18 protein-coding genes are annotated in these 23,639 nt (G+C 64.7%); 13 read left to right on the forward strand and 5 right to left on the reverse strand.

Going from position 1 to position 23,639, the window contains the following annotated elements; translation table 11 throughout:
- The first annotated feature begins 48 nt into the window (after positions 1 to 48).
- From CN933_RS16850 to CN933_RS16910, 13 genes are all read left to right on the forward strand, one after another.
- Positions 49 to 1,068 carry an aldo/keto reductase gene (locus CN933_RS16850; protein WP_018098678.1) on the forward strand — a complete coding sequence of 340 codons (1,020 nt, stop codon included), beginning with the start codon at positions 49 to 51 and terminating at the stop codon, positions 1,066 to 1,068.
- Between the two features lie 106 nt (positions 1,069 to 1,174).
- Complete coding sequence (locus CN933_RS16855; protein WP_018098677.1) at positions 1,175 to 2,164, forward strand: ABC transporter substrate-binding protein; 990 nt, start codon at positions 1,175 to 1,177, stop codon at positions 2,162 to 2,164.
- 112 nt (positions 2,165 to 2,276) lie between these two features.
- On the forward strand, positions 2,277 to 3,830 hold the full coding sequence (locus tag CN933_RS16860) for a sugar ABC transporter ATP-binding protein (RefSeq protein ID WP_018098676.1): 1,554 nt from the start codon (positions 2,277 to 2,279) through the stop codon (positions 3,828 to 3,830).
- A 33-nt stretch (positions 3,831 to 3,863) separates the two neighbouring features.
- Positions 3,864 to 4,838, forward strand: a complete 975-nt coding sequence (locus tag CN933_RS16865; RefSeq protein ID WP_018098675.1) for an ABC transporter permease — start codon at positions 3,864 to 3,866, stop codon at positions 4,836 to 4,838.
- Positions 4,839 to 4,884: 46 nt separating this feature from the next.
- Complete coding sequence (locus CN933_RS16870) at positions 4,885 to 5,901, forward strand: zinc-binding alcohol dehydrogenase family protein (protein ID WP_018098674.1); 1,017 nt, start codon at positions 4,885 to 4,887, stop codon at positions 5,899 to 5,901.
- Between the two features lie 265 nt (positions 5,902 to 6,166).
- Positions 6,167 to 7,441: a polyhydroxyalkanoate depolymerase gene (gene phaZ, locus CN933_RS16875; RefSeq protein WP_018098673.1), complete on the forward strand. Its 1,275-nt coding sequence runs from the start codon at positions 6,167 to 6,169 to the stop codon at positions 7,439 to 7,441.
- A gap of 149 nt (positions 7,442 to 7,590) precedes the next feature.
- Positions 7,591 to 8,016: a DUF2852 domain-containing protein gene (locus CN933_RS16880; protein WP_026169010.1), complete on the forward strand. Its 426-nt coding sequence runs from the start codon at positions 7,591 to 7,593 to the stop codon at positions 8,014 to 8,016.
- A gap of 88 nt (positions 8,017 to 8,104) precedes the next feature.
- Positions 8,105 to 8,860, forward strand: coding sequence for a M48 family metallopeptidase (locus CN933_RS16885; RefSeq protein WP_018098671.1), 756 nt, complete (start codon positions 8,105 to 8,107; stop codon positions 8,858 to 8,860).
- A gap of 236 nt (positions 8,861 to 9,096) precedes the next feature.
- Entirely contained in the window at positions 9,097 to 9,744 is a 648-nt protein-coding gene (locus CN933_RS16890; protein ID WP_018098670.1) for a phosphoribosylanthranilate isomerase, read from the forward strand.
- 24 nt (positions 9,745 to 9,768) lie between these two features.
- Positions 9,769 to 10,989 carry a tryptophan synthase subunit beta gene (gene trpB / locus CN933_RS16895; RefSeq protein ID WP_018098669.1) on the forward strand — a complete coding sequence of 407 codons (1,221 nt, stop codon included), beginning with the start codon at positions 9,769 to 9,771 and terminating at the stop codon, positions 10,987 to 10,989.
- A gap of 5 nt (positions 10,990 to 10,994) precedes the next feature.
- Positions 10,995 to 11,834, forward strand: coding sequence for a tryptophan synthase subunit alpha (gene trpA, locus CN933_RS16900; protein WP_018098668.1), 840 nt, complete (start codon positions 10,995 to 10,997; stop codon positions 11,832 to 11,834).
- A 53-nt stretch (positions 11,835 to 11,887) separates the two neighbouring features.
- Positions 11,888 to 12,802 carry an acetyl-CoA carboxylase, carboxyltransferase subunit beta gene (accD, locus tag CN933_RS16905; RefSeq protein WP_018098667.1) on the forward strand — a complete coding sequence of 305 codons (915 nt, stop codon included), beginning with the start codon at positions 11,888 to 11,890 and terminating at the stop codon, positions 12,800 to 12,802.
- A gap of 15 nt (positions 12,803 to 12,817) precedes the next feature.
- A complete protein-coding gene (locus CN933_RS16910) occupies positions 12,818 to 14,161 on the forward strand; it encodes a bifunctional folylpolyglutamate synthase/dihydrofolate synthase (RefSeq protein WP_018098666.1) in 1,344 nt (447 codons plus the stop codon).
- 73 nt (positions 14,162 to 14,234) lie between these two features.
- Here CN933_RS16910 and trxA read toward each other — a convergent pair whose 3' ends face one another.
- The 5 genes from trxA to CN933_RS16935 all read right to left on the reverse strand — a co-directional run bounded on the left by trxA (position 14,235) and on the right by CN933_RS16935 (position 23,632).
- Entirely contained in the window at positions 14,235 to 14,558 is a 324-nt protein-coding gene (trxA, locus tag CN933_RS16915) for a thioredoxin (protein WP_018098665.1), read from the reverse strand.
- Between the two features lie 81 nt (positions 14,559 to 14,639).
- Entirely contained in the window at positions 14,640 to 18,209 is a 3,570-nt protein-coding gene (gene addA, locus CN933_RS16920; protein WP_102761832.1) for a double-strand break repair helicase AddA, read from the reverse strand.
- Positions 18,199 to 21,378 carry a double-strand break repair protein AddB gene (gene addB, locus CN933_RS16925; RefSeq protein WP_018098663.1) on the reverse strand — a complete coding sequence of 1,060 codons (3,180 nt, stop codon included), beginning with the start codon at positions 21,376 to 21,378 and terminating at the stop codon, positions 18,199 to 18,201. The genes addA and addB overlap by 11 nt, the downstream gene beginning before the upstream one ends.
- Position 21,379: 1 nt before the next feature.
- Positions 21,380 to 22,111, reverse strand: a complete 732-nt coding sequence (locus tag CN933_RS16930) for a nucleotidyltransferase family protein (protein ID WP_018098662.1) — start codon at positions 22,109 to 22,111, stop codon at positions 21,380 to 21,382.
- A 6-nt stretch (positions 22,112 to 22,117) separates the two neighbouring features.
- A complete protein-coding gene (locus CN933_RS16935) occupies positions 22,118 to 23,632 on the reverse strand; it encodes a bifunctional tRNA (adenosine(37)-N6)-threonylcarbamoyltransferase complex ATPase subunit type 1 TsaE/phosphotransferase (protein WP_018098661.1) in 1,515 nt (504 codons plus the stop codon).
- Positions 23,633 to 23,639: the final 7 nt, after the last annotated feature.

Consider the following 23,639-nt stretch of genomic DNA (forward strand, 5'->3'; position numbering starts at 1 on the left):
AAGCGAGACGCATGTAAGGGCGCAATCCTTGGGGGAGGAAAACAAGGAATGCAGACGAGAAGGATAGGCCGGACCGCGCTTGCGGTGACGGAGTACAGTTTCGGCACAGCGGGACTGGGCGGTCTCTATCGGGAATGCACCCGTGAAGCGGCGATGGCGACGCTCGACGCCGCCTGGGAAGCGGGTATCCGCTATTTCGATACGGCGCCGTTCTATGGGCTTGGCCTTGCCGAGCGGCGGGTCGGCGACTTCCTGCGCGACAAGCCGCGCGACAGCTTCGTGCTGTCGACGAAGGTCGGTCGCCTGCTTCACCCGGTGCCCGAGAACCAGGTTCCTGACTTTTCCTACGTCAAGCCGCTGAACTTCGACGTCACCTATGACTACGGCTACGACGCGATCATGCGGTCGGTCGAGATGAGTTATGCCCGTCTCGGTCTCAACCGCATCGATATACTTTATGTCCACGACATTGGCGGCTACACGCATGGCGCGGCGAAAAACGCCGTCTACCTGCGGCAGCTTCTGGATTCCGGCCTGAAAGCACTCGAGGAGCTGAAATCGAGCGGCGTCATTTCCGCCTACGGTCTCGGCGTAAACGAGGTGCCAGTCTGCCTCGACGTCATGCGCCAGGCCGACATCGATTGCATCCTGCTTGCCGGCCGCTATACGCTCCTGGACCGCTCCGCGGTTGCCGAGCTCCTGCCGCTCTGCGCGAAGAAACACACCTCGCTGGTCGTCGGCGGCGTGTTCAATTCCGGCATTCTCGCGACCGGACCTGTCGAGGGAGCGCGTTTCGATTACATGCCGGCGACCGACGAGGTGCGCGCCAAGGTCGCGGCGATGGAAGCCATCGCCGGGCAGCGCGCCATGCCGCTGGCCGCCCCGGCCCTGCAGTTCCCGCTGGCCAATCCCAACGTCGCCTCGGTGCTGCTCGGAACCGCCAAACCGTCGAGCCTGAAACGGAACATGGAACTGACCCGCTACGGGATCGCGCCGGAAGATTACGCGGCCTTCGAACCCCATACGCTTGTCGCGCCCGAGCTGGGGCCGGAGGCGGTAAGGGCCTGATGCTTCGCCGCCCTCGAGGGCGGCCGCCACTCTCCATAAGCAACCGGGCCGCATGCACCTGGCGACCCGGTCGATAACGGAACAAGGTGTAACTGAGGAGAACCCGATGAGCATAGCCAAGCGCATTCTTTCACGCCGTGCCTTCAATGCCCTGGCCGGCGCCGCTTTCGTCGCCGCAATGGTCCCCGCGACCTCTTTCGCGCAGGACGTCACCATTCCCATCATCGTCAAGGACACCACCTCCTTCTACTGGCAGATCGTGCTTGCGGGGGCGCGCGCCGCCGGCAAGGATCTCGGTGTCAACGTGCCGGAGCTCGGCGCCCAGTCGGAATCCGACATCAACGGCCAGATCACCATCCTGGAAAACGCCGTTGCGGGCGCGCCGGCCGCGGTCGTGATCGCGCCGACGGAGTTCAAGGCGCTCGGCAAGCCCGTCGACGAGGCCGCCAAATCGGTTCCGGTGATCGGCATCGATTCCGGGGCGGATTCGAAGGCCTTCACCTCGTTCCTGACCACGGACAACGTCCAGGGCGGACGCATAGCCGCCGACGGTCTTGCCGCCGCCATCAAGGAGGCGACCGGCAAGGAAGAGGGCGAGATCGCGATCATCACCAGCCTGCCGGGTGTCGGCTCGCTCGACCAGCGCCGCGAAGGCTTTCTCGATCAGGTCAAGACGAAATATCCGGGCCTGAAAGTGGTTGCCGACAAATATGCCGACGGTCAGGCGACGACCGGTCTCAACATCATGACCGATCTGATCACCGCCAATCCCAACCTCGTCGGCGTTTTCGCCTCGAACCTGATCATGGCGCAGGGCGTCGGCCAGGCGATCGCCGAGAACAAGCTCGGCGACAAGATCAAGGTGATCGGCTTCGACAGCGACGACAAGACCGTGGGCTTCCTCAAGGAAGGCGTGCTGGCGGGCCTCGTCGTCCAGGATCCCTACCGCATGGGCTATGACGGCGTGAAGACGGCTCTTGCGGTCTCCAAGGGCGAGAAGGTCGAAGCCAATGTCGATACCGGCGCGAATCTGGTCACCAAGGCCAATATGAGCGAGCCGAAGATCGACGCGCTTTTGAATCCGAAGGTCAACTGACGAGCGCGATTGCGCGGCGCCGTAGGACCGGCGCTGCGCATCGCCTTCAGGAGAACAGTGCAACGGCCGAAGGGAATCGGCCGCTGCGATCCCGGAAGTGGAGGACAATGCCATGATAGGGCTTCAAGAGGTCAGCCATCGTCATGACGAACAGGTGAGGGCGGCGGGCGCCCATCCGGTTCCAAAGGGCGAGCCCATCCTGGAACTCCGCGGCCTGCAGAAAAACTACGGCGCGGTCGAGGCTTTGAAGCCCGCGACCATGACCTTTCTATCCGGCGAAATCCACGCGATCGTCGGCGAGAACGGTGCCGGCAAATCGACGCTGATCAAGCTCCTGACCGGGGTCATCGCCCGCAGCGCCGGAGAAATCCGCTGGTGCGGCGAGACAGTCGACCTGGCCACGCCCAACGAAGCGATCGCGCGCGGCATCAACGCGGTTCACCAGGAGGTGGTGCTTTGCCCGCATCTGAGCGTCGCGGCGAACATGTTCCTGGGCGACGAGATGAACCGGCGCGGGCTGATGCGCAAACGCGCGATGACCGGCGCGGCCCAGGGCGTGCTTGACGATCTCGGCTTCAACCTGCCCGCCAATGCCGAACTCGGCAGCCTGACGATCGGCCAGCAGCAGCTGGTCGCCACCGCTCGGGCGGCCATGCGTGGCACGCAGTTCCTCATCTTCGACGAGCCCACGGCCTATCTCACGCGACAGGAATCGGCACAGCTTTTCCGCCTGATCCGCCGGCTGCAGGGCGAGGGCGTCACGATCGTCTATATCAGCCACAGGCTGGAAGAAGTGTTCGAGCTCGCGGACCGCGTCTCGGTGCTTCGCGACGGCACGCATGTCGGCACGCGCGCGATTTCCGAGACGAACGAGGCCGAGCTTATCGCTCTGATGATCAACCGCACGATCGAACAGATCTACCACAAGGAACGTTTCAAGCCGGGCGAGATGATCGTCGAGACGCGCGGGCTTTCCGGTCCCGGTTTCCGCGACATATCGCTCTCGGTCAGGGCGGGTGAGATCGTCGGGCTCTACGGTCTGATCGGTGCCGGCCGCAGCGAATTCGCGCTCGGACTTTACGGGCGCAACACGGTGAGCGAAGGAGAGATATTCTGGCAGGGCCGAAAGGTCGAGATAGCCAATGAGCGCAAGGCCATGGACCTGGGGATCGCGCTTGCGCCGGAGAGCCGCCGCGATCAGGGCCTGTGCCTCAACCTGCCGATCGGTCTCAACATCAACCTGCCTGTTTTCAAAAGGCTGACGCGCGGCTTGACGATCAACCGCGCGCAGGAGGCCTCCAATGCCGAACGTCAGATCCGGGATCTGAAGATCAAGACGCCGTCGCGGCGCGTGCTTGCCTCCGCCATGTCCGGCGGCAACCAGCAGAAGATCGTGATCGGCAGATGGCTGAGCCACGGCGCGAAGCTCTTCATCTTCGACGAGCCGACCGTGGGCGTCGATGTCGGCACCAAGGCGGAAATCTATCGGCTGTTTGCGCGGCTTCTGGAGAACGGGGCAGGGATCATCCTGATCTCCTCCTACCTGCCGGAGGTCTATGAACTGGCAGATCGCCTGCATGTGTTCCGGCAGGGACGGCTTGTGGCAAGCCACGACTACCGGGCCGCAAGCCATGAGGAAGTGCTGGCGCAGGCGATCAATGCCTGAGAGCCGGATGAGGAAGGACGCAGGGAGGAAGCGATGAGTGTGGAAACGGTTGAAAGCGCGGGACCGACGCCGAAGAAAGGCGTCAGCATCCTGTTCGGTCTTACGCTCGTGGGATTGCTGGTCGTCCTCTGGCTGCTCCTGGGCCTGGCGACCAATGCCTTCTGGACGCCGAACAACATCAGCAACCTCCTGCGTCAGGGGGCGATGACCGCGATTCTCGCCGTAGGCCAGACCTTCGTCATCATCACGGCCGGCATCGACCTTTCGGTCGGAGCCGTCGTCGGTTTCACCAGCGTCATCGTCGCCTGGCTGCTCGCGGCGGGGGTTCCGCTCTGGCTCGCGATCATCGCGACGCTGGCGATCGGCGTGCTGATCGGCGCCTTCCATGCCTTCGGCATCGTCCGCATGGGGCTGCCGCCCTTCATCATCACGCTTGCGACGCTGACCTCGCTTCGCGGCATCGGTCTCCTGATAACAAACGGCTCGACCATCTCGATCACCAACGATGCCTTCACCACTTTCTCACGCGCCGACTTCCTCGGAATTCCCAGTCTGTTCTGGATGGTGATCGTCGTTGCAATTCCGGCTTACGTCTTCCTGCATCTGAGCCGCTTCGGCCGCTATCTCTTCGCCGTCGGCTCCAACCGCGAGGCGGCGCGCCTTTCCGGCGTCAACGTAAACCGAACGATCTATCTGGCCTATATCCTGTCATCGACCTGCGCCGCCTTTGTCGGGCTTCTGCTCGCCTCGCGCATCGGCATCGGCAACGCCACGCAGGCCGAAGGCTGGGAGCTGCAGGCGATCGCTTCGTCGGTCATCGGCGGCACGAGCCTTTTCGGCGCGGTCGGCTCGGTTCACGGTCCCCTGCTCGGCGCCTTCATCCTTGCCACGATCAACAACGGTGCCAATCTCCTGAACGTCAATTCCTTCTGGCAGCGCATCATCACCGGGCTGCTGATCATCGTGATCGTCTATTTCGACCAGTTGCGGCGGCGGGGGACGCGGTGATGGCCGCCTGCCCGCAACCGGTCCCCAGCAAGCTTCGGAGCGCCGCATGAAAGCCGTCGTCTGTTCAGAGCCCGGCCGCCTCGCGCTCATCGCCCGCAGCGGGCCCGAGGCACCGCCAACCGGCTCGGTGCGCCTTGCCGTCAGCCGCGTCGGGATCTGCGGTACCGATTATCATATCTTCGAGGGCAAGCATCCTTTTCTCGAATATCCGCGCGTGATGGGCCACGAGATCTCTGCGAGGGTGATCGAAGGGGGCCCCGGCACCCGGCTCGCGCCGGGGACGCTCGTCGTCGTTAACCCCTATCTCTCCTGCGGGGAGTGCATCGCCTGCCGCAAAGGCAAGCCGAACTGCTGCACGGCGATCCGCGTCCTCGGCGTTCACACCGACGGCGCCTTCTGCGAAGAAATCGTCATGCCCGAACAGAACCTCTATTCGGCCGAAGGCCTTTCGCCGGAAGCCGCCGCGGCGGTCGAGTTCCTTGCGATCGGCGCCCATGCCGTCCGGCGCTCGGCGGCTGGCCGAGGCGACCGTTCGCTGGTGATAGGTGCCGGACCGATCGGCCTGGGGACGGCCGTCTTTTCCCGCATTGCCGGCCACGACGTACGGCTGTTCGACACGAGCGAGGAGCGCCTGGCCTTCGCCACGGACAAGCTCGGCTTTTCGCCCGGCATCCTGGCGGGCGACGATGCGGCGCTCGCGCAGGCGACGGGCGGGGAGGGCTTCGACGTCGTCTTCGACGCCACCGGCAATGCCCGGTCCATGGAAGGGGCGTTTGGCCATGTCGCCCACGGCGGCACGCTCGTCTTCGTCAGCGTGGTCAAGGAGGAGATCCGTTTCTCGGATCCCGAATTCCACAAGCGGGAAATGTCCCTCGTCGCCAGCCGCAACGCTACCCGCGAGGACTTCGATCACGTGATTCGGTCGCTTGCGGCGGGGCTGGTTCCGATCGAGGCGCTCGTCACCCACCGCACGACGCTCGAGGACCTCGTCCGCGATCTTCCCCGCTGGGCTCACGACAAGTCAGGGCTCGTCAAGGCAGTTGTGGCTGTGAGCGACGGGTGAGAGGCCTCGTTCCGCGCGCACGTCCTTCCCCAAAAAGTGAGGGGCGGGTTTGTTGCGCTGCACAAGAAAAATGCTAGTGTAGCAGCGATTGCGGACACCAGAGACGAACAACCGCAAGCTAGATCGTTCGCCGTCCCGGTGAAACGATCTTACTCTTCGTGACTACGCTTCCGACGGAAACCGATGCAACCGTTTCCTGAGGAGGCGCTCCGGCGTCGGACTGGGAGCGGCGTTTTCGTTGATTTGAGACAAGGGATACGCGCCCATGTTCTACCAGCTTTATGAGATGAACCATGCGATGATGGCTCCGTGGCGCACGGCGGCAGACGCCATGCGGCTGGCCTTCAGCAATCCGATGAATCCGGTTTCACATACCTATTTCGGACGCGCCGCGGCCGCAGGACTGGAAGTTTTCGAGCGTGCCACCCGCCGCTACGGCAAGCCGGAATTCGGCCTTGCGGAAACCGAGATCGACGGGCAGCCCGTGCCGGTCCGCGAAAGGATCGTCTGGCGGGAGCCGTTCTGCAATCTCATCCATTTCGAACGCAGCCTGCCGAGGGACCGCACTCCGGATCCGAAAGTCCTGATCGTTGCGCCGATGTCCGGCCACTACGCCACGCTGTTGCGCGGAACGGTGGAAGCACTGCTGCCCCATTCCGACGTCTACATCACCGACTGGATCGACGCCCGCATGGTTCCCTTGAGCGAGGGAACCTTCGATCTCGACGACTATATCGACTACGTCATCCAGATGCTGCATTTCCTCGGGCCGGATGCGCATGTGATCGGGGTCTGTCAACCGGCCGTTCCGGTTCTGGCGGCCGTTGCGCTGATGGAGGCGGCGGAGGATCCCCTCGCACCGTCGACGATGACGCTGATGGGCGGGCCGATCGACACGCGCATCAACCCGACCGCGGTCAACGAGCTTGCGAAGGAACGGCCGATCGAGTGGTTCCGCGACAATGTCGTCATGCCGGTTCCGTGGCCGCAGCCCGGCTTCATGCGCATGGTCTATCCGGGCTTCCTCCAGCTCTCCGGCTTCATGTCGATGAACCTCGACCGGCACCTGATCGCCCACAAGGAATTCTTCGCCCATCTGGTCAAGAACGATGGCGACGCGGCCGAAAAACACCGTGACTTCTACGACGAATATCTGGCGGTGATGGATCTGACCGCGGAGTTCTACCTGCAGACCGTGCAGGTGGTGTTCATGCAACATGCGCTGCCCAAGGGCGAGATGATGCACCGCGGCAAGCGGGTCGATCCGACGGCGATCCGGCGCGTGGCGCTGCTGACCGTCGAGGGCGAGAACGACGATATTTCCGGCCTCGGCCAAACCAGGGCGGCGCAGACGATCTGCACCGGCATTCCCGATTCGATGCGGCAGCACTACATGCAGCCCGATGTGGGCCATTACGGCGTCTTCAACGGTTCGCGCTTCCGCCGCGAGATCGCACCGCGCATCGTCGCCTTCCAGCGCCGGCATTCACGCCATGCGGAGCCGGTCAAACAGCTCATAAAGGGTGGCAAATCGGCCTGAGCAAGTCACCGGAGCGCTCGATTTGCCGGAGGAAAGTCAGGGGGTTGTCCGATTCCTTGATGCAATGTCTTGCGCCGGGGCCGTGGCTTTCCCACATCGTTTTCATCGGGCCGCGAAGGGCGGCCCGCCGACTGCGAGGAATCCTGAAGATGAACCAATCTGCACTGATCCGTCCGGACTGGACGCCCGCGACCATTGCATTGATGGTGCTGGGTTTCATTGTGTTCTGGCCGCTCGGCCTGGCAATGCTCGCCTACATCCTCTTCGGCGACAAGCTGAGGGCGTTCAAGAAGGACGCCAATGAAGGAGTGGATCGCATGTGTGCCGGCTTCAAACGGAACCACCGGGGACATTGGGCACATCATCGTACCGGCAATGTCGCCTTCGACGACTGGCGGACAGCGGAACTTGCCCGTCTCGACGAGGAGCGCCGCAAGCTTGACGAGATGCGCGAGGAATTCGACGGCTATGTACGCGAACTCCGTCGTGCCAAGGACCAGGAGGAATTCGACCGCTTCATGCGCGAACGCAAGAACGGCCGCACCGGTCCGGAAGCCGGCTTCGAATCGAGCTGATCCCGCAAGGCATCCGGTGTTTCATGTGAAACGCCGGATGTCGCTCGTCCATCTGCCAAGTCCCCTGCGAATCGGCTAGAACGGCCTCATGTTTTCATCTCTCAAGCGGCGCCGTGGCAGTGGACCGCCCCTTGATGTCGTCCGTGACATCGAGGTCGCCGGCAAGGTCCTTCCCCTGACCATTCGGCAAAATGCGCGCGCGACGCGGATGACGCTTCGCATCGAGCCCGGAGGGCGAGCGTTGAAGCTCACCGTGCCGGAAGGCCTGCCGGAGCGCGAAGTCAGCGCCTTCCTCACCCGGCACCAGGGCTGGCTGATGACCAAGCTTGCCCGCTTTTCCGGCGAAAGCGAGCTCGAGGACGGCGGCACCATCCTTGTTCGCGGCGTCGCGCACCGCATCGAGAGAACGGGCCGCCTGCGCGGCTTGACCGAAGCGCTCGTGATCGGCGAGGAGGCGGTTCTCAGAGTGGGCGGTGCCGAGGAGCATCTGCGCCGGCGCATCGCCGACTATCTCAAGAAGGAAGCCCGCAGCGAACTCGAACGCCTGGTCGCCGTCTATGCCGGCAGGACGGGAAGCAGGGCACGCTCCCTCAGCCTGAAGGACACCCGCAGCCGCTGGGGCTCCTGCTCCGCCGAGGGCGATTTGAGCTTTTCCTGGCGGATCGCCATGGCGCCGCCGAAGGTGATCGCCTATCTCGCGGCACACGAGGTCGCCCATCTGCAGGAAATGAACCATGGACCGCGTTTCTGGGCGCTATGCGAGAGCCTGTGCCCGGAAACGAAGGACGCCAGGCACTGGCTCAAGCGCAACGGTACGATGCTGCACGCGATCGATTTCGGGTAGATCGAGCGTGGCCGAAGGGCCCCTCACCCCGCAGGCGGGGAGAGGGAAATTGGGAGGCATGCGGTTTGTCCCGTCGCTCCGCTTGCGGCGAAAAGGTGCAGGAAGGGCGGAGGAGGGCGCGGGCTTGGTTCGCCCGAAAAACACCGGATGCCCGCCACCCCCTCTTCCTAAGATTGGCCGCTGGCGCGCAACGGTTTTGCTCGACTCGGGCGGCATTTCATGCAAGGTCGCTTTCCATGAAAACGGAAGTGAAGATCTGTGGTTTGAAGACGGTCGAAGCCGTGGAACGTGCCGTCGCGCTCGGCGCTTCCCACGTGGGCTTCATCTTCTTTCCCAAGAGCCCCCGCAACATCGAACCGGACGATGCCGGCCGCCTTGCCGCGCGCGCCCGCGGGCGCGCGAAGATCGTTGCGGTCACGGTCGATGCGGACAATGACGGTCTCGACGAGATCGTCTCGGCGCTCGCCCCCGACGTCCTCCAGCTTCACGGCTCGGAGACCCCGGAGCGGGTCCTTGCCATCAAGGCGCTTTACGGTCTTCCGGTGATGAAGGCGCTTGCCGTCCGTGAGGCCTCCGATCTGGAGCGGATCGATCCCTATGTGGACATCGTCGACCGCTTTCTCCTGGATGCGAAGCCTCCGGCTGGTTCCGATCTGCCGGGCGGCAACGGGATTTCTTTCGACTGGCGGCTTCTCGACGCGCTTGACGGAAGCGTCGATTACATGCTTTCCGGTGGATTGAACGCGAGCAACATCGGAGACGCACTTGCGCGGACCGGCGCCCGCGCCATCGATACATCCTCCGGAGTCGAGAGCGCGCCGGGGATAAAGGATCTGACGCTCATGGAAGCGTTTTTCGAAGCGGTCCGCCGGGCGGAAGCTTGAGCGGCCGCGATCAGGGAGCAAGACGTGAATCAACCGCCTAAACCGAACTCCTTCAGGTCCGGACCCGATGAAGAGGGCCGTTTCGGCATATTCGGCGGGCGCTTCGTCGCCGAGACGCTGATGCCGCTGATCCTCGATCTCCAGGATGAGTGGGCGAGGGCGAAGAACGATCCGGCCTTCAAGGCAGAGCTCGAAAATCTCGGCACCCACTATATCGGCCGGCCGAGCCCGCTCTATTTCGCCGAGCGCCTGACGGCCGAACTCGGCGGCGCCAAGATCTATTTCAAGCGCGAGGAGCTCAATCACACGGGCTCCCACAAGATCAACAATTGCATCGGTCAGATCCTGCTCGCCAAGCGCATGGGCAAGACCCGCATCATCGCGGAAACCGGCGCCGGCCAGCACGGAGTGGCATCGGCGACGGTCGCGGCGCGCTTCGGCCTGCCCTGCGTGGTCTATATGGGTGCGACCGACGTGGAGCGGCAGGCGCCGAACGTCTTCCGCATGAAGCTTCTCGGCGCCGAGGTGAAGCCGGTGACCGCCGGCAACGGCACCCTCAAGGACGCCATGAACGAGGCGTTGCGCGACTGGGTGACCAATGTCGACAGCACCTATTACCTGATCGGCACGGCTGCCGGCCCGCATCCCTATCCGGAGATGGTGCGCGACTTCCAGGCAGTCATCGGTGAGGAAGCCAAGCGGCAGATCCTCGAAGCCGAAGGCCGGCTTCCCGATCTCGTGGTCGCTGCCGTGGGCGGCGGTTCCAATGCGATCGGCATCTTCCATTCGTTCCTCGACGACGAGGGCGTCAGGATCGTCGGCGTGGAAGCGGGTGGCAAGGGGCTCGACGGCGACGAGCACTGCGCTTCGCTCACCGCCGGTTCGCCCGGCGTGCTCCACGGCAACCGCACCTATCTTCTTCAGGACGGTGACGGCCAGATCAAGGAAGGCCATTCGATCTCGGCCGGGCTCGATTATCCGGGCATCGGACCGGAACATGCCTGGCTGAACGACATCGGCCGCGTCGAATATGTGCCGATCATGGACCATGAGGCGCTCGAGGCCTTTCAGACATTGACGCGGCTCGAAGGCATCATCCCGGCGCTCGAACCGTCCCATGCGCTTGCCGAAGTCATCAAGCGCGCGCCGAAGATGGGCAAGGACGAGATCATCCTGATGAATCTCTCCGGTCGCGGCGACAAGGACATTTTCACCGTCGGCAAAATTCTCGGTATGGGGCAGTAAAGATCATGACCGCACGCATGGAGCAACGGTTCGCCGACGTCGCGGCCGAGGGGCGCCCGGTTCTCGTGACCTATTTCATGGGCGGCGACCCGGATTTCGAAACGTCGCTGGCGATCATGAAGGCGCTGCGGCAGGCGGGTGCCGACATCATCGAACTCGGCGTGCCTTTTTCCGACCCGATGGCCGATGGACCGGCGATCCAGCTCGCCGGCCAGCGCGCGCTGAAGGCCGGGCAGTCGCTCGCCAAGACGCTGGAGCTCGCCCGGCTCTTCCGGGCGGAGGACCAGCGCACCCCCATCGTGCTGATGGGCTATTACAACCCGATCTATATCTATGGCGTCGAGCGGTTCCTGGAGGACGCGCTCGAGGCCGGCGTCGACGGCCTGATCGTCGTGGACCTGCCGCCGGAAATGGACGACGAACTGTGCATTCCTGCGCTTGAGAAGGGCATCAGCTTCATCCGCCTGGCAACGCCCACGACGGACGATCGCCGCCTGCCCAAGGTTCTCGAAAACACGTCGGGTTTCGTGTATTACGTGTCGATGACCGGGATCACCGGCTCGGCGCTGCCCGATCCGTCGTTGATCGCCGGAGCGGTCGCACGCATCAAGGCGCATACGCCCTTGCCTGTCTGCGTCGGCTTCGGGGTGAAGACCGCCGACCATGCGCGCGCCATCGGCGCATCCGCAGACGGCGTCGTCGTCGGCACGGCGATCGTCAATCAGATCGCGTCGAGCTTGACCGAAGAAGGCCAGGCAACGGAAGCGACGGTCCCGGGCGTCGAAGCGCTCGTCAGGGGGCTTGCGGCCGGCGTACGGGCGGCACGGCTTGCTGCAGCCGAATAATTGCCCATATTGACGCGCACAAGCCGAAGGAAAATCTTCAGGAGACTGCTTAATTGAACTGGATCACAAACTACGTTCGGCCGAAGATCAACTCGATGCTCGGCCGCAGGGAAGTTCCGGAGAACCTCTGGATCAAGTGCCCTGAAACGGGCGAGATGGTGTTCCATCGCGATCTGGAAGAGAACAAATGGGTCATCCCGCAATCCGGCTTCCACATGAAGATGCCGGCGAAGGCCCGTTTGAAGGATCTCTTCGACGGCGGAATCTACGAGGCCTTCCCGCAGCCCAAGGTGGCGCAGGACCCGCTTAAGTTCCGCGACTCGAAGAAATACTCCGATCGCCTGCGCGACAGCCGCGCCAAGACCGAACTCGATGACACGATCGTTGCCGGCCTCGGCCAGGTCCAGGGCATCAAGCTCGTCGCCGTCGCGCATGAGTTCAACTTCATCGGCGGGTCGCTGGGCATTGCCGCGGGCGAAGCGATCGTGAAGGCCTTCGAGCGCGCGATAGCGGAGAAGTGCCCGCTGGTGATGTTCCCGGCCTCGGGCGGCGCTCGCATGCAGGAAGGCATCCTGTCGCTGATGCAGCTGCCGCGCACGACCGTAGCCCTGAACATGCTCAAGGAAGCGGGGCTTCCCTATATCGTCGTCCTCACGAACCCGACGACCGGCGGCGTCACCGCATCCTATGCGATGCTGGGCGATATCCACATGGCCGAGCCAGGCGCGGAAATCGGCTTTGCCGGCAAGCGGGTGATCGAGCAGACGCTGCGGGAAAAGCTTCCCGATGGCTTCCAGACTTCGGAATATCTGCTGGAGCATGGCATGGTCGACATGGTCGTCAAGCGCCACGACATCCCGGAGACGCTCGCGCGCGTTCTCAACATTCTGATGAAGAAGCCGGCCAAGGCGGTCAAGCGCGATACCGCGACGGAGTTGGCCCCGCTGCCGGTGGCCGCGAGCGCCTAGATTAGGGCTACCATCATGACGGCGACACAGGTCAGCGAGGCGGCGCAGGAGATCGAGAAGCTTCTCGCCCTGCATCCCAAAGGGTTCGACCTTTCGCTCGACAGGATCACGCGGCTGCTTGCCGCCCTCGGCAATCCTCACGAGCGCCTGCCGCCGGTCATCCACGTGGCCGGCACCAACGGCAAGGGCTCGGTCACGGCCTTCTGCCGGGCGATCCTGGAGGCCGCGGGCCTCAGCGTCCATGTTCACACGTCGCCGCATCTGGTGAATTGGCACGAGCGCTATCGCCTGGGTGTAAAGGGCGGCAAGGGCGCCCTGGTCAGCGACCCCGTGCTTGCCGATGCCGTACGGCGCGTTGCCGAAGCGAATGGCGGTGAGAAGATCACCGTCTTCGAAATCCTGACCGCGGTCACTTTCCTGCTCTTCGCGGAGCATCCGGCCGATGTCGCGATCATAGAAGTCGGCCTCGGCGGACGATATGACGCGACCAATGTCATTGCCCGGCCGGCCGTCTCCGTGATCATGCCGATCTCGCTCGATCATCAGGCCTATCTCGGCGACCGGGTCGAACTGATCGCTGCGGAGAAGGCGGGGATAATGAAGCGGGGCTGCCCGGTGGTGATCGGCCACCAGGAGGAAGAGGGCGCACGCAATGTGCTGATCGCGACCGCCGAACGTCTCGGCTGCCCCATATCCGTCTACGGACAGGATTTCATGGCGCATGAGGAGTTCGGCAGGCTGATCTTCCAGGATGAGAACGGCCTTGCGGATCTGCCGCTGCCGCGCCTGCCGGGCCGGCATCAATATGCCAATGCCGCGGCGGCGATCCGTGCCGTTCGGGCAGCCGGTTTCGATGTTCCCGAGGCGGCCATCGAGAAAGGGCTGGCCGGCGTCGAGTGGCCCGGGCGCCTGCAGCGCCTCCCCGGCGGCAGGCTCTCGCATTTCTGCCCGCCGGGCGCCGAGATATGGATCGACGGCGGACACAATCCGGGCGCCGGCCACGTCATTGCCGAGGCGATGGCCACCTTCGAGGAGCGCGACCCGCGACCGCTCTTCCTGATCATCGGCATGATCAATACCAAGGAACCGATCGGCTATTTCAAGGCTTTCCTCGATCTGACGGAACAGGTCTTCACCGTGCCGGTGCACGGGTCCGACGCGGGACTGGACCCGCTGGCGCTGGCCGCCGATGCGGCCGCAGCCGGGCTCGAGGCCAATGCAACCTCCTCGGTCGCCGAAGCGCTCGGGCAGATCGCGGAACTCACCGACGAGGACCCCGTGCCGCCGCGCGTGCTGATCGGCGGCTCCCTCTACCTGGTCGGCGACGTGCTCGCGGAAAACGGCACGCCGCCGCGCTAGATCACGACGATTTCAGGCGAAAAAAAGCCCGGCCAGGCCGGGCTTCGCATTGTCGGATTGAAGTCCTGGCGGATCAAGCCACCGCGTTCGAAATCCAGGAGCTGAGCGCCGTCTTCGGTGCGGCGCCGACCTTGATGTCGGCGACTTCGCCGCCCTTGAACATGGCGAGCGTCGGGATCGAACGGACGCCGTATTGCGCCGCGAGTTCGGGGTTTTCGTCGATGTTGAGCTTGACGACCTTGACCTTGCCGGCAAGCTCGGTTGCGATTTCTTCGAGGCTCGGCGCAATCATCTTGCACGGGCCGCACCATTCCGCCCAGAAGTCGACGACGACCGGTTCGGCCGAGTTCAGAACTTCTTTCTGAAAATTGGAAGTATCGACTTTCACAGTAGCCATCGGGTGCTCCTTCGGAATGGCAGTGTCCAGATGTTGTGTCTCATGTGAGGCATCGCCACCGGATTTTCAATATCGTGTATCTCACTTTGTCGCGAGCTCTTCAAGACTCCTGTCTAGCATCGGCTCGGGAAGCACCCGGATCGCCGGGCCTTCGGTGAAGATCAGCACGCATCGGAAACGCTTGCCGGCGTAAAGAGGTTTTAGGATTTCGCGATAGATCGCGAGCTGGTTTCTGTAGACCGGCGCGATCTCTTCGGGCGATTCCGGGATTTCGCGGTTGGTCTTGTAATCGGCGATCGTCACAATGTCGCCGGTGACGGCCAGACGGTCGATACGGCCCGATACGGCGAATTCGCGTGTCCCGAGCTTCAGCGTCCCCATGACGGAGACTTCCGCCCGGCTGTGCTCGCCGAAAAGCGGTTGCAGATCCGCATGGTCGAGCACGTCCATGACGTTCCCGGCAAGTGCGCGCCGTTCGGCTTCGGGCCAGCGCGGCACGGAACGGGCGAGATAGCGCTCCGCCGCGGCCAGGCGCTCGCGGCCGTCGACCGACGGAAGAACCTGCAGCAACCGGTGCAGGATCGCGCCGCGGAGCATCGAGAAATTCGGCGCGCTCTTCCCGGCGAAAAGGGCCGAGCCGACGATCGCTTCGCCGTCGGGGTCGTCGATTGCGATGGTCGTGCCGGACGGGGCAAGAGGCCGGGGCAGCCGCCGCGGCGCGGCCGGAGGCGTGAAAAGCGCCGTCGGCAAGCCGGCTGTCGGCCGTTGCGATTCTTCGGATCCGCCTTCGGACGTCGGGAGGTCGCGCGGCACATGCGCTTCGCGCCAGGCAATGCCCTGCCACTCCTCGCTTCCGGCGCGGAAAAGCCTCGGCGTTCCGCGGCCCTTCAGGTCCTGTGCCAGCGTTCCCTGCACCATCGAATGCCAGGTGTCGGTGTTCTGCCGCTGTCCGCGATAGCCGCAGACGATCAGGCGGTCGGCTGCGCGCGTCATGCCGACATAGAGGAGCCGGCGGTATTCCTCCTCGGCGAGCTTCTTCAGCCGCTCGTTGTCGGCGGCGATGAGCGAGTTCGGCGCAGAACCCGGCGCGCGCCAGACCGGGACCGTGAGCCCGGAATGATCGGCCTGCGTTTTCTCCACGAAGCGAAGGTCCGAGACCTGCTGGCGGACGAAGGCCTCGCCGCCGCCGTCGACCAGGAAGGCGACCGGCGCCTCGAGGCCCTTGGCGGCATGTACGGTCATAACGCGAACCTCGTCGCGTTCCTTGTCCTGTTCGCGCTTGACCGTGGGCGCTTCGATCTCCAGCGTCGAGATGAAAGCCTGCAGGCCCGGCAGACCGCTCCTTTCATGATCGAGAGCGAAGGTGAGGAATTCGTCGAGAATATCGCTGACTTCGCTGCCGAGCCGCGCCAGGAAGGCACGCCGTCCGCCATCGGCGCCGAGGACGCGGGCATAGAAATCGTGCGGCAGCAGTTCCCGCGCCAGGCCGGCATAACGCGAAAGCGTGCGGACCGCTCCGTGATAACGGCTCGTCTCCTCCGCGCCCGCCTGACGCAGCCGTCGCCAGAGGCTTTCGCCCTCGGTCCGCCGTGCGGCGAGTTCGAAGACATCCTCCTCGGCAAAACCGAGGAGCGGGCTCTTCAGCAGCGCCGCGAGCGACAGATCGTCCTCGGGCAGAAGCACGAACCGGCCGAGCGCGATCAGGTCCTGCACGGCGATATGGCTGGTCAGAACCAGTCGGTCCGCGCCGGCGACGGGGATATTGCCCCGCCGCTTGAGGGCGCGCGTCAGGGCATTGACGAAGGCGTCGCGTTTGCGCACCAGCACGATGACGTCGCCGGGCCGCATGGCTCGGCGCACGCCTTTTTCGATCACCGTCTCCTGGCCGATCCAATCCTCGAGGACCGCTGCAATGCGCCGGGCGAGGATGTTGACCGGCGCGCGCTCGGGCGTCGCGTCGAAAGGAGCGGTCCAATCCTCTTCCGAAGCCGCCGGCTCGGGCGCGATCACATCCCAGAGGTCGACGGCGCCCGGCTGGCCGATCCGATTCGACGCATGCACGATCGCCTCGCTCCGAGCGCTCAGACCTCTCGCATTCCCGGAATTTGCAAAGACCGTATCGACGGCGGAGAGCACGTCCACCGTCGAGCGGAAAGAAAGCTGCAGGCGGATGGGGCTGAAGTGTCTGTTGCCCGCGCGCACCCGCCGCTCCGTCAACGTGCTCTCACGCGAGAAGCGCTCCGGCCGGGCTCCCTGGAAGGAGTAGATCGACTGCTTCTCGTCGCCGACGGCGAAAATCGTTCGGTCATCCGCGCGCGCCGTTTCGCCGGCAAAGAAATCCGCCGCGAGCGACTGGATGATCGCCCATTGCGCAGGACTCGTATCCTGCGCCTCGTCGACGAGGATATGGTCGATCCCCTGATCCAGCTTGTAGTGCACCCAGGCGCCGACGTCGCTTCGGGCAAGCAGTGCCGCCGTGCGGTTGATGAGATCCTCGAAATCGAGCTGGCTGCGTGCCTTCTTGAGCGCCTCGTAGTCGCGGTTGAGCCTCTCGGCGAGAATGAGGGCGGCGCGGGTCGCCCCGTACATCTGGACGATGCTCAGGCGGTCCACGCAGGCGAGCATGTGGCTGCGCGCCTCTTCCATCCTGAGTTCGAGCTGCGGCGCTGCACGGCGCATGGCAGCGTTCAGAAAGGCCGATTCCGCCTTGGGCTTGCCGCCGCCGTTGAAGAAGAGTTCCACGAGTTTGGCATAGCGGGCGGTGACATCTTCGATCGCGCGGACGGCCCGCAAGCCTTCTGCGATGGCAGAGGGCTTGGCGCCGCCGAGGCGCAATCCAAGGTCGATATAGTCATCGAGTGCCGGGCCGTTGAGTCCCGCCAGCGGCCAGACCGCGGCCATGGCAGTCTCGGCGGTCTCGCCGGGCTCGAGGCCGAGCGCCGTCCGCAGATGTGCGTCCATCCCGCCGCGTCCGGAGACGTGATCGAGAAAGGCCTGGATCGGCGCCCGGTTGGCGACGATCGCCGCAAGCAGCTTTTCAAGCCCGGTATCGTCGGCAAGATCGAGGACTGTGGCGAAGGCCTCCGCCAGTTCCCGGTCGCTTGCCGCTGCCGTGGCGGTCAAGAGAGCCCTGCGGGCGTCGGCGAGCAGCACCGCCGCTGCGCGGTCGTCGAGAACGGAGAAATGCCCTGCGACATTGGCCTCGAGCGGGAACTGGTGCAGAAGCGCCTCGCAGAAGGCATGAATCGTCTGGATTTTCAGTCCGCCCGGGGTTTCCAGGGCGCGCGCGAACAGCCGGCGGGCCTCCTGGATCTTGGCCGTTGGCGGCCGCTTGCCTTCGATCGCCTCTATGCGCTTTTCGAGGGTGCTATCGTCGAGGGTCGCCCATTCGGCGAGTTTCTCGAACACGCGGTTCGACATCTCGGAAGCGGCCGCCTTCGTGTAGGTCAGGCAGAGGATGGCGGACGGCCGGCAGCCCGCAAGCAGAAGCCGGATGACGCGCTGCGTGAGCACATGCGTCTTGCCGGAGCCGGCATTGGCGGAAACCCAGGCGGAACGCGCGGGATCGGAGGCGAGCGCCTGCCGCTGCGTCGTCCAGTCGAGCCACCCCTCGGGGGTTCTCTCCTCCGGGCCTGTCGCATCACTCCTCATCGTCGTCCTCGCCATCCGCGGTCGCCCATTCGGCGACGCGCGCCAGATGATCGTATTCGCCGCCGTAGTCGCGCTGTTTCTGAACGATCAGGCGCGAGGCGAAACCGAACCTGCCGCTCATAAGCGCGGAAAGCAGCTTCCGGAGCTCGACGAGCGACTCGTCCGCCAGTTGTTCGGTGGATTTCGTCTCCTTCGAACGGGCGCCCTCGTTGTTGACGGTGTCGACGGCAAACCGGCTGCCCGGCTTCAGCCGGACATAGCGCAGGGAGTGCGGCCGAGCCGGCCCGATCATACGGAATGCCCCGGCCCTGAGCGCTGCCGCCTCGAGCGCCAGCTGCGGGTCGAGAAGTGCCCGTGCCTCTTTGGGCGAGGGGCTCGATCCGGTCTTGTAGTCGATGATGTCGATCGTTCCGTCCGCCAGGCGATCCAGCCGGTCGGCGATGCCGGTCAGCCGGATATCTCCGATGCCGAGATCCATCGCCGCCGGAACCTCGGTGAACGAGTTCACAATGCCGTGCCGGCGCTCCCGTTCCCACTCGAGGAACGCCCTTCCGACTGCCTGGAAGCGTGGCCGCCAGATGGTGTCGATATGCGCAGGCAGTTTCTCCTCGTCGAAAGCCTCGTCGGTGAGGCGGATCATCGCTTCCTCGCCCTCGCATGTCGCCGGGTCGAAGCCGCCCTTGACAAAGCGATCGACGATCCGGTGATAAAGCAGGCCGCGTTCCGCCGCCCCCGGATCGCGGTTGAACGGTTGGATCGGTTCCAGCCGGAGAATGCGCCTCGCGTAGACGGCATAGGGATCGCGGCGCAGGCGCGTCACCTCGCTGAAGGAATATTTTCGCGGCTGCAGCTCCGCGGGAGGCTTCGGCTCCGGCCGGTCCGACAACGGCTGACGCTCGCCTTGGTCGAGAATGCGCATCCAGTGGAGATAGTCGGCGCCATTGGCCTTGAGCAGTTCCGTCAGCCTCTTGCCGCCGAGCGCCTGAAGGCGCTGCAGCCATCGGGAAGCCACCGTCGGCGCCGATCCCTGACGCATGGAGCGCGAAAGGATCAGCCGGCGGGTACCGCAGGCCATCTGGAAATCATGCGCGAGCTGGCCGATTCGCCGCTCCGGCGGCTCCAGTCCGATACCCGCCTTCATCGTTCGCGAAAGGAACGGATCGTTCGAGGTCTGCCCCGGCCAGGTGCCCTCGTTCATGCCGCCGAGCACCACCAGGTCCACACTTTGCAGGCGCGATTCAAGCGCTCCGAAAATGAAGACGCGGGGATGGCGCATCGATCGCGGCTTGACCGCTTCGCTTGCGGCAAGCGCCTCGAGAATGTCGCACCATTGCGGTCCGTCGGCCTCCATCTGGCCATCGGTTTCGATGATGCCCCTGAGGAGCGTCGCCAATATTTCGCCGGCTTCCGAAGCCCAGAGCGCCCCAAGGTTGCCTTGCTCGTCGATGGCGGCCGCCTCCAGAGCGCGCCCTGTACGCTCCGCCCAATCCGAAAGGGGCAGCACGGCCGAGCGGTGACGGCCGGTTTGCGGATCGGCAGAGAGAGTGCTGGCCAGGGGGGCGACCGCCGAGGCTATCCGGCGTGCGAGTGCGCGCGCGATGGCGATGTCGTCGGGGCCGATGCCCGCTCTCCAGGGCGGCGGGTGCCGGTCGGTCTTCTGCCTGTCGAGCGCCTTGTCGATGACCCCCTCCAAGGACGATATGTCGGCCGCATCGGTGCCGCCGCGCAGGGCCGCGAGCTCCAGCACGTCCGCGGCTCGGCGCGCACCCTCTGCCGTCTGGCCGAAGCGCGCCAGCGGATGCTTGAGAAGTGCGACCAGGGCAACCGGATCGTCCGGCCTCAGCGTCGCTTCCAAGAGCAGCCGGGCAAGTGCGCCCGCCGGCGTCGCCGAGAGCGGAATGCCTGCGGAATCGTCCGCCTCTATACCGAAGCGGGCAAGCTCGGTGCCGACGCGACGCGCAAGCCCTCGGTCGGGGGTGATGAGCGCCGCCTGGCTCTCCTCATCGGCTTCGAGCGCGAGCCGAAGCGCGATCGCGATGGCGGTTGCCTCTTCGCGTTCGTTCGCCGCTTCGATCAGCGCCACATCCGCAAAGGCGGACAGGAGTCTATCCGCATCGAAGCTCTGGCGGGCCTCCATCCAGACATTCGTCGCGTCGGCGGGCAACAGCGCCCGCGACAGGACCGCGCTGCGATAATCGAGATCATCGGCAGCGCTCGCGAGGGCGGGCACGTCGCCGCGTTCGATGCCCATGCGCTTGAGCAGACGGTGAAATCCATATTGCGGGTGGGTGCGGCTTGCCGGGCTCCTTGAAGAAGCGCCGGCGCCGGGGGTCTCTCCGGCGATCAGCCGCCACTCCGCGTCGCTCATCGATCCGTCGAGACCCGGGAGCACGATCGTACCGTTCGGCAGCGCCTTGACCGCGGCGATCAGGGCGGCCGTCGCCGGGATCGAACCGGTCGAACCGGCGATGATGATCGGTCCGCTCACTTTTCCGGCGGCGATACGCTGGGTTTCGGCTTTCAGCACCGCATTGCGGTGGCGTGCGGGCGAGGAGTGCTTGAGTTCCGCCAGCCGCTCCGGCCAGTAGGTGCGGGCGATCTTGAGGAAGGCGAGCGTCAGTTGCCACCAGAGCGCATGTTCGCCGCCGTCGAGTCCGTCGAGGGCCTCCCAATCGAGTTCCTCGGTCTCGATCGCGTCGATGAGTTCGGCGAGGTTCCGCGCGAGCCAGATGGCGTCGGCAGGGCTTGCCGGCGCGATCAGCGGGCTTTCCGCGTGGATGTCGAGGACCACCTGGGGCAGGCGGTTTCGCCAGGCGAGAATGAGGCGGCCGAGTTCGATGAGCCTTGCCGTTCCGGAAAGCGGCGGCGCGAGGTCGAGGATCGCCGGCACCTCGGCGTCGAAGAAGCCGCTGTCGTCGTCGGTCTCGCCGAGCGCCCGGATCATCGGCAGGATGGCCGATCGGCCGCCGAGCAGATCGACGAACTCCGAGCGCAGCACGCGGGCGGAGCGCCGGGTCGGCACGAAGATCGTCACACCGGCCAGTGCCAGCGGCTGCGCCGGATCGTAGCGGAAGCCCGGGGTCAGCTCGCCACTGCAGAGCCTTTCCGCGACCGTCCTCAGAAAAGGCAGGCCGGCGGGAACCGTGAAGACGTTCGGATGTGCGGGCACCTCATCCCTCCGGCCGGAAGCGGCGGATCGCAGCCTCGGCCTCCGCTATGGCTTCCGGCGAGCCGACGGTGATCCAGTGCCCTTCGAGCATCAGACCGAAAAGACGTCCCCTGGCGATCGCCCGGTCGAAATAGATGTTGAGGTTGAACGCCTCGTCCGGCGCGTCTGCAAGCAGCGCTGCGTCCATGGCGATCGCGCCGGCATAGACGACGGGATTCGCCATGCCGTCTTCATAGCGCGTGAGCCGGCCGTCTTCCGATAGCGAGAAATCCCGTTTGCCGTTGTGCCCGGTCGTGTTCTCGAGACGCACGCAGAGCAGCGCCATGTCCATGCGCTCCGGATCGAAGAACTCGGCAAGCTTTTTCAGGTTGCACGGTTGCCGCGGCTTCTCGCCGATCCAGAAAAGGTCGGCATTCATGACGAGCACCGGCCCGCCATCGAGCAGTTTCAGGCCCTTCGCCAGCCCGCCGCCGGAATTCATCAGCGCATCCCGCTCGTCCGAAATCAGGATATGCGGCGCCTCTCGCCGGCCGAGGTGCTCCTCCATCTGGCCGGCGAAATGATGGACGTTCACAACGGCCCTGGTGACGCCCGCGGCGGCGAGCAGATCCAGCACATAGTCGATCATCGGCTTGCCGGCTATCCTGACAAGCGGCTTCGGCAGCGTGTCGGTGACCGGCCGCAGGCGGGTGCCCAGTCCGGCCGCAAGCACCATGGCATTGGTGATGGGCATCGTGTCCTAACGGTTTGCTGATTCGGGAGCGAGGATTCCAGCCTTAATGCACCATTCGCGCAAGGGTGTCAGCACCTGATGGGAGAGCGCATGCTCGAGATAGGCGAAGGTGCGCGGCATGTGCTTCATGTAGCCGGGTTTGCCGTCGCGCTCCTTGAGCCGCACCCAAATTCCGGCGAGCTTGCAGTTGCGCTGAGCGGCCATCAGATGCCAGTCGCGCCGGAAGGCGGCCTCGTCGAAGGGACCCAGACCACGGCGCTCGGAGATGTAGGCAGTCATCATCCGCTGGGCGAGATCGGGTTCGATCGTCACTCGCGCATCCTGCACCAGCGAGGCCACGTCATAGGCTGTCGGCCCGATCATCGCGTCCTGGAAGTCGATGATGCCGATTCGGTCGAAGCCGGTGCGGTCCTGACGCCAGAGAATGTTCGGCGAGTGGAAATCGCGCAGAAGCAGGTTCTTCTCCGCGGAAGCGAGAACGCCGATCAGTCCATCCCATACGGCGAAGTATTCCCGCCGCTCATCGTCTGAGGCAGGCCGCCCCCGTTTCCACGGGAGATACCAGTCGACGAGCAGACTGGTTTCGATCTTGATCGCCGTCCGGTCGAAAGCGGGGATGTGGTGAACCACCCCTTCAGCCACTGCGATGTCGCGCTCCGCGGGCTGAGCATGCAGCCGGGCCAGAAGGCGTGCGCCTTCGATGTAGCGCTCCGCCACGGGGCGGCCATCGGCGTCGAGGATGCCTTCGGACCCAAGGTTTTCGATGAGAAGCAGACCCTGGTCGAGGTCGCGCGCGTAGATCGCCGGTGCCGCGAAACCACGTTTGCGCAGGAGTTGCGAGATCGCGACGAAGGGGACGACGTCCTCGGCGATATGGGCGAGCTGCTGGTAGTACTTGCCGTCCTCGAGGATAGGTCCCGGCTTGTGTCTCGGCGCATCCATCAAGATCTTCGCCGGCGCACCATCCCCGGTGTCGATGCGTTCATAGGCCCGGATCGAAGCGTCGCCGCTCAGGTGGCGCCGACGGGCGTCGGGATAGGCTGCATCGAGCAGGAACTTGCGAATGGCAAGCGAGCGGTTGATCCGTTCGAAAGCCGCGTCCGGAGCCGTCAGGTGAATGCGCCGGCCCTCGTCTTCATGCGAGAAGGTCAGGGTGATTCGGTCGGCCGGAAGCGCCTCCTCGGCCTTCTCCGGCCATTCCACGAGACAGATGCCGTGGGCGAGCGCCTCGTCGAAACCGAGCTCGTCAAGCTCGGATGCGTCCGCGAGCCGGTAGAGATCGAAATGAGCGACCGGGATCCTGAGGTCGTAGCTTTGAACCAGGGTGAAGGTGGGACTGGGCACCTCGAGCGTCTCGTCGTCGGCCATGGCCCGGATGAAGGCCCTTGCCAGGGTCGATTTTCCCGCGCCGAGGTCGCCCGAGAGAGCGACGCATTCGCCGCCCTTCAGCGCCAATGCGAGATCTTCGCCGAATTCGATGGTGGCGGCCTCGTCCTTCAGCAGACGTTCGAGAGATTTCATTTAGTTC

The sequence above is a fragment of the Sinorhizobium sp. M4_45 genome (assembly GCF_002885915.1).
Lineage (GTDB): Bacteria > Pseudomonadota > Alphaproteobacteria > Rhizobiales > Rhizobiaceae > Sinorhizobium > Sinorhizobium meliloti_A.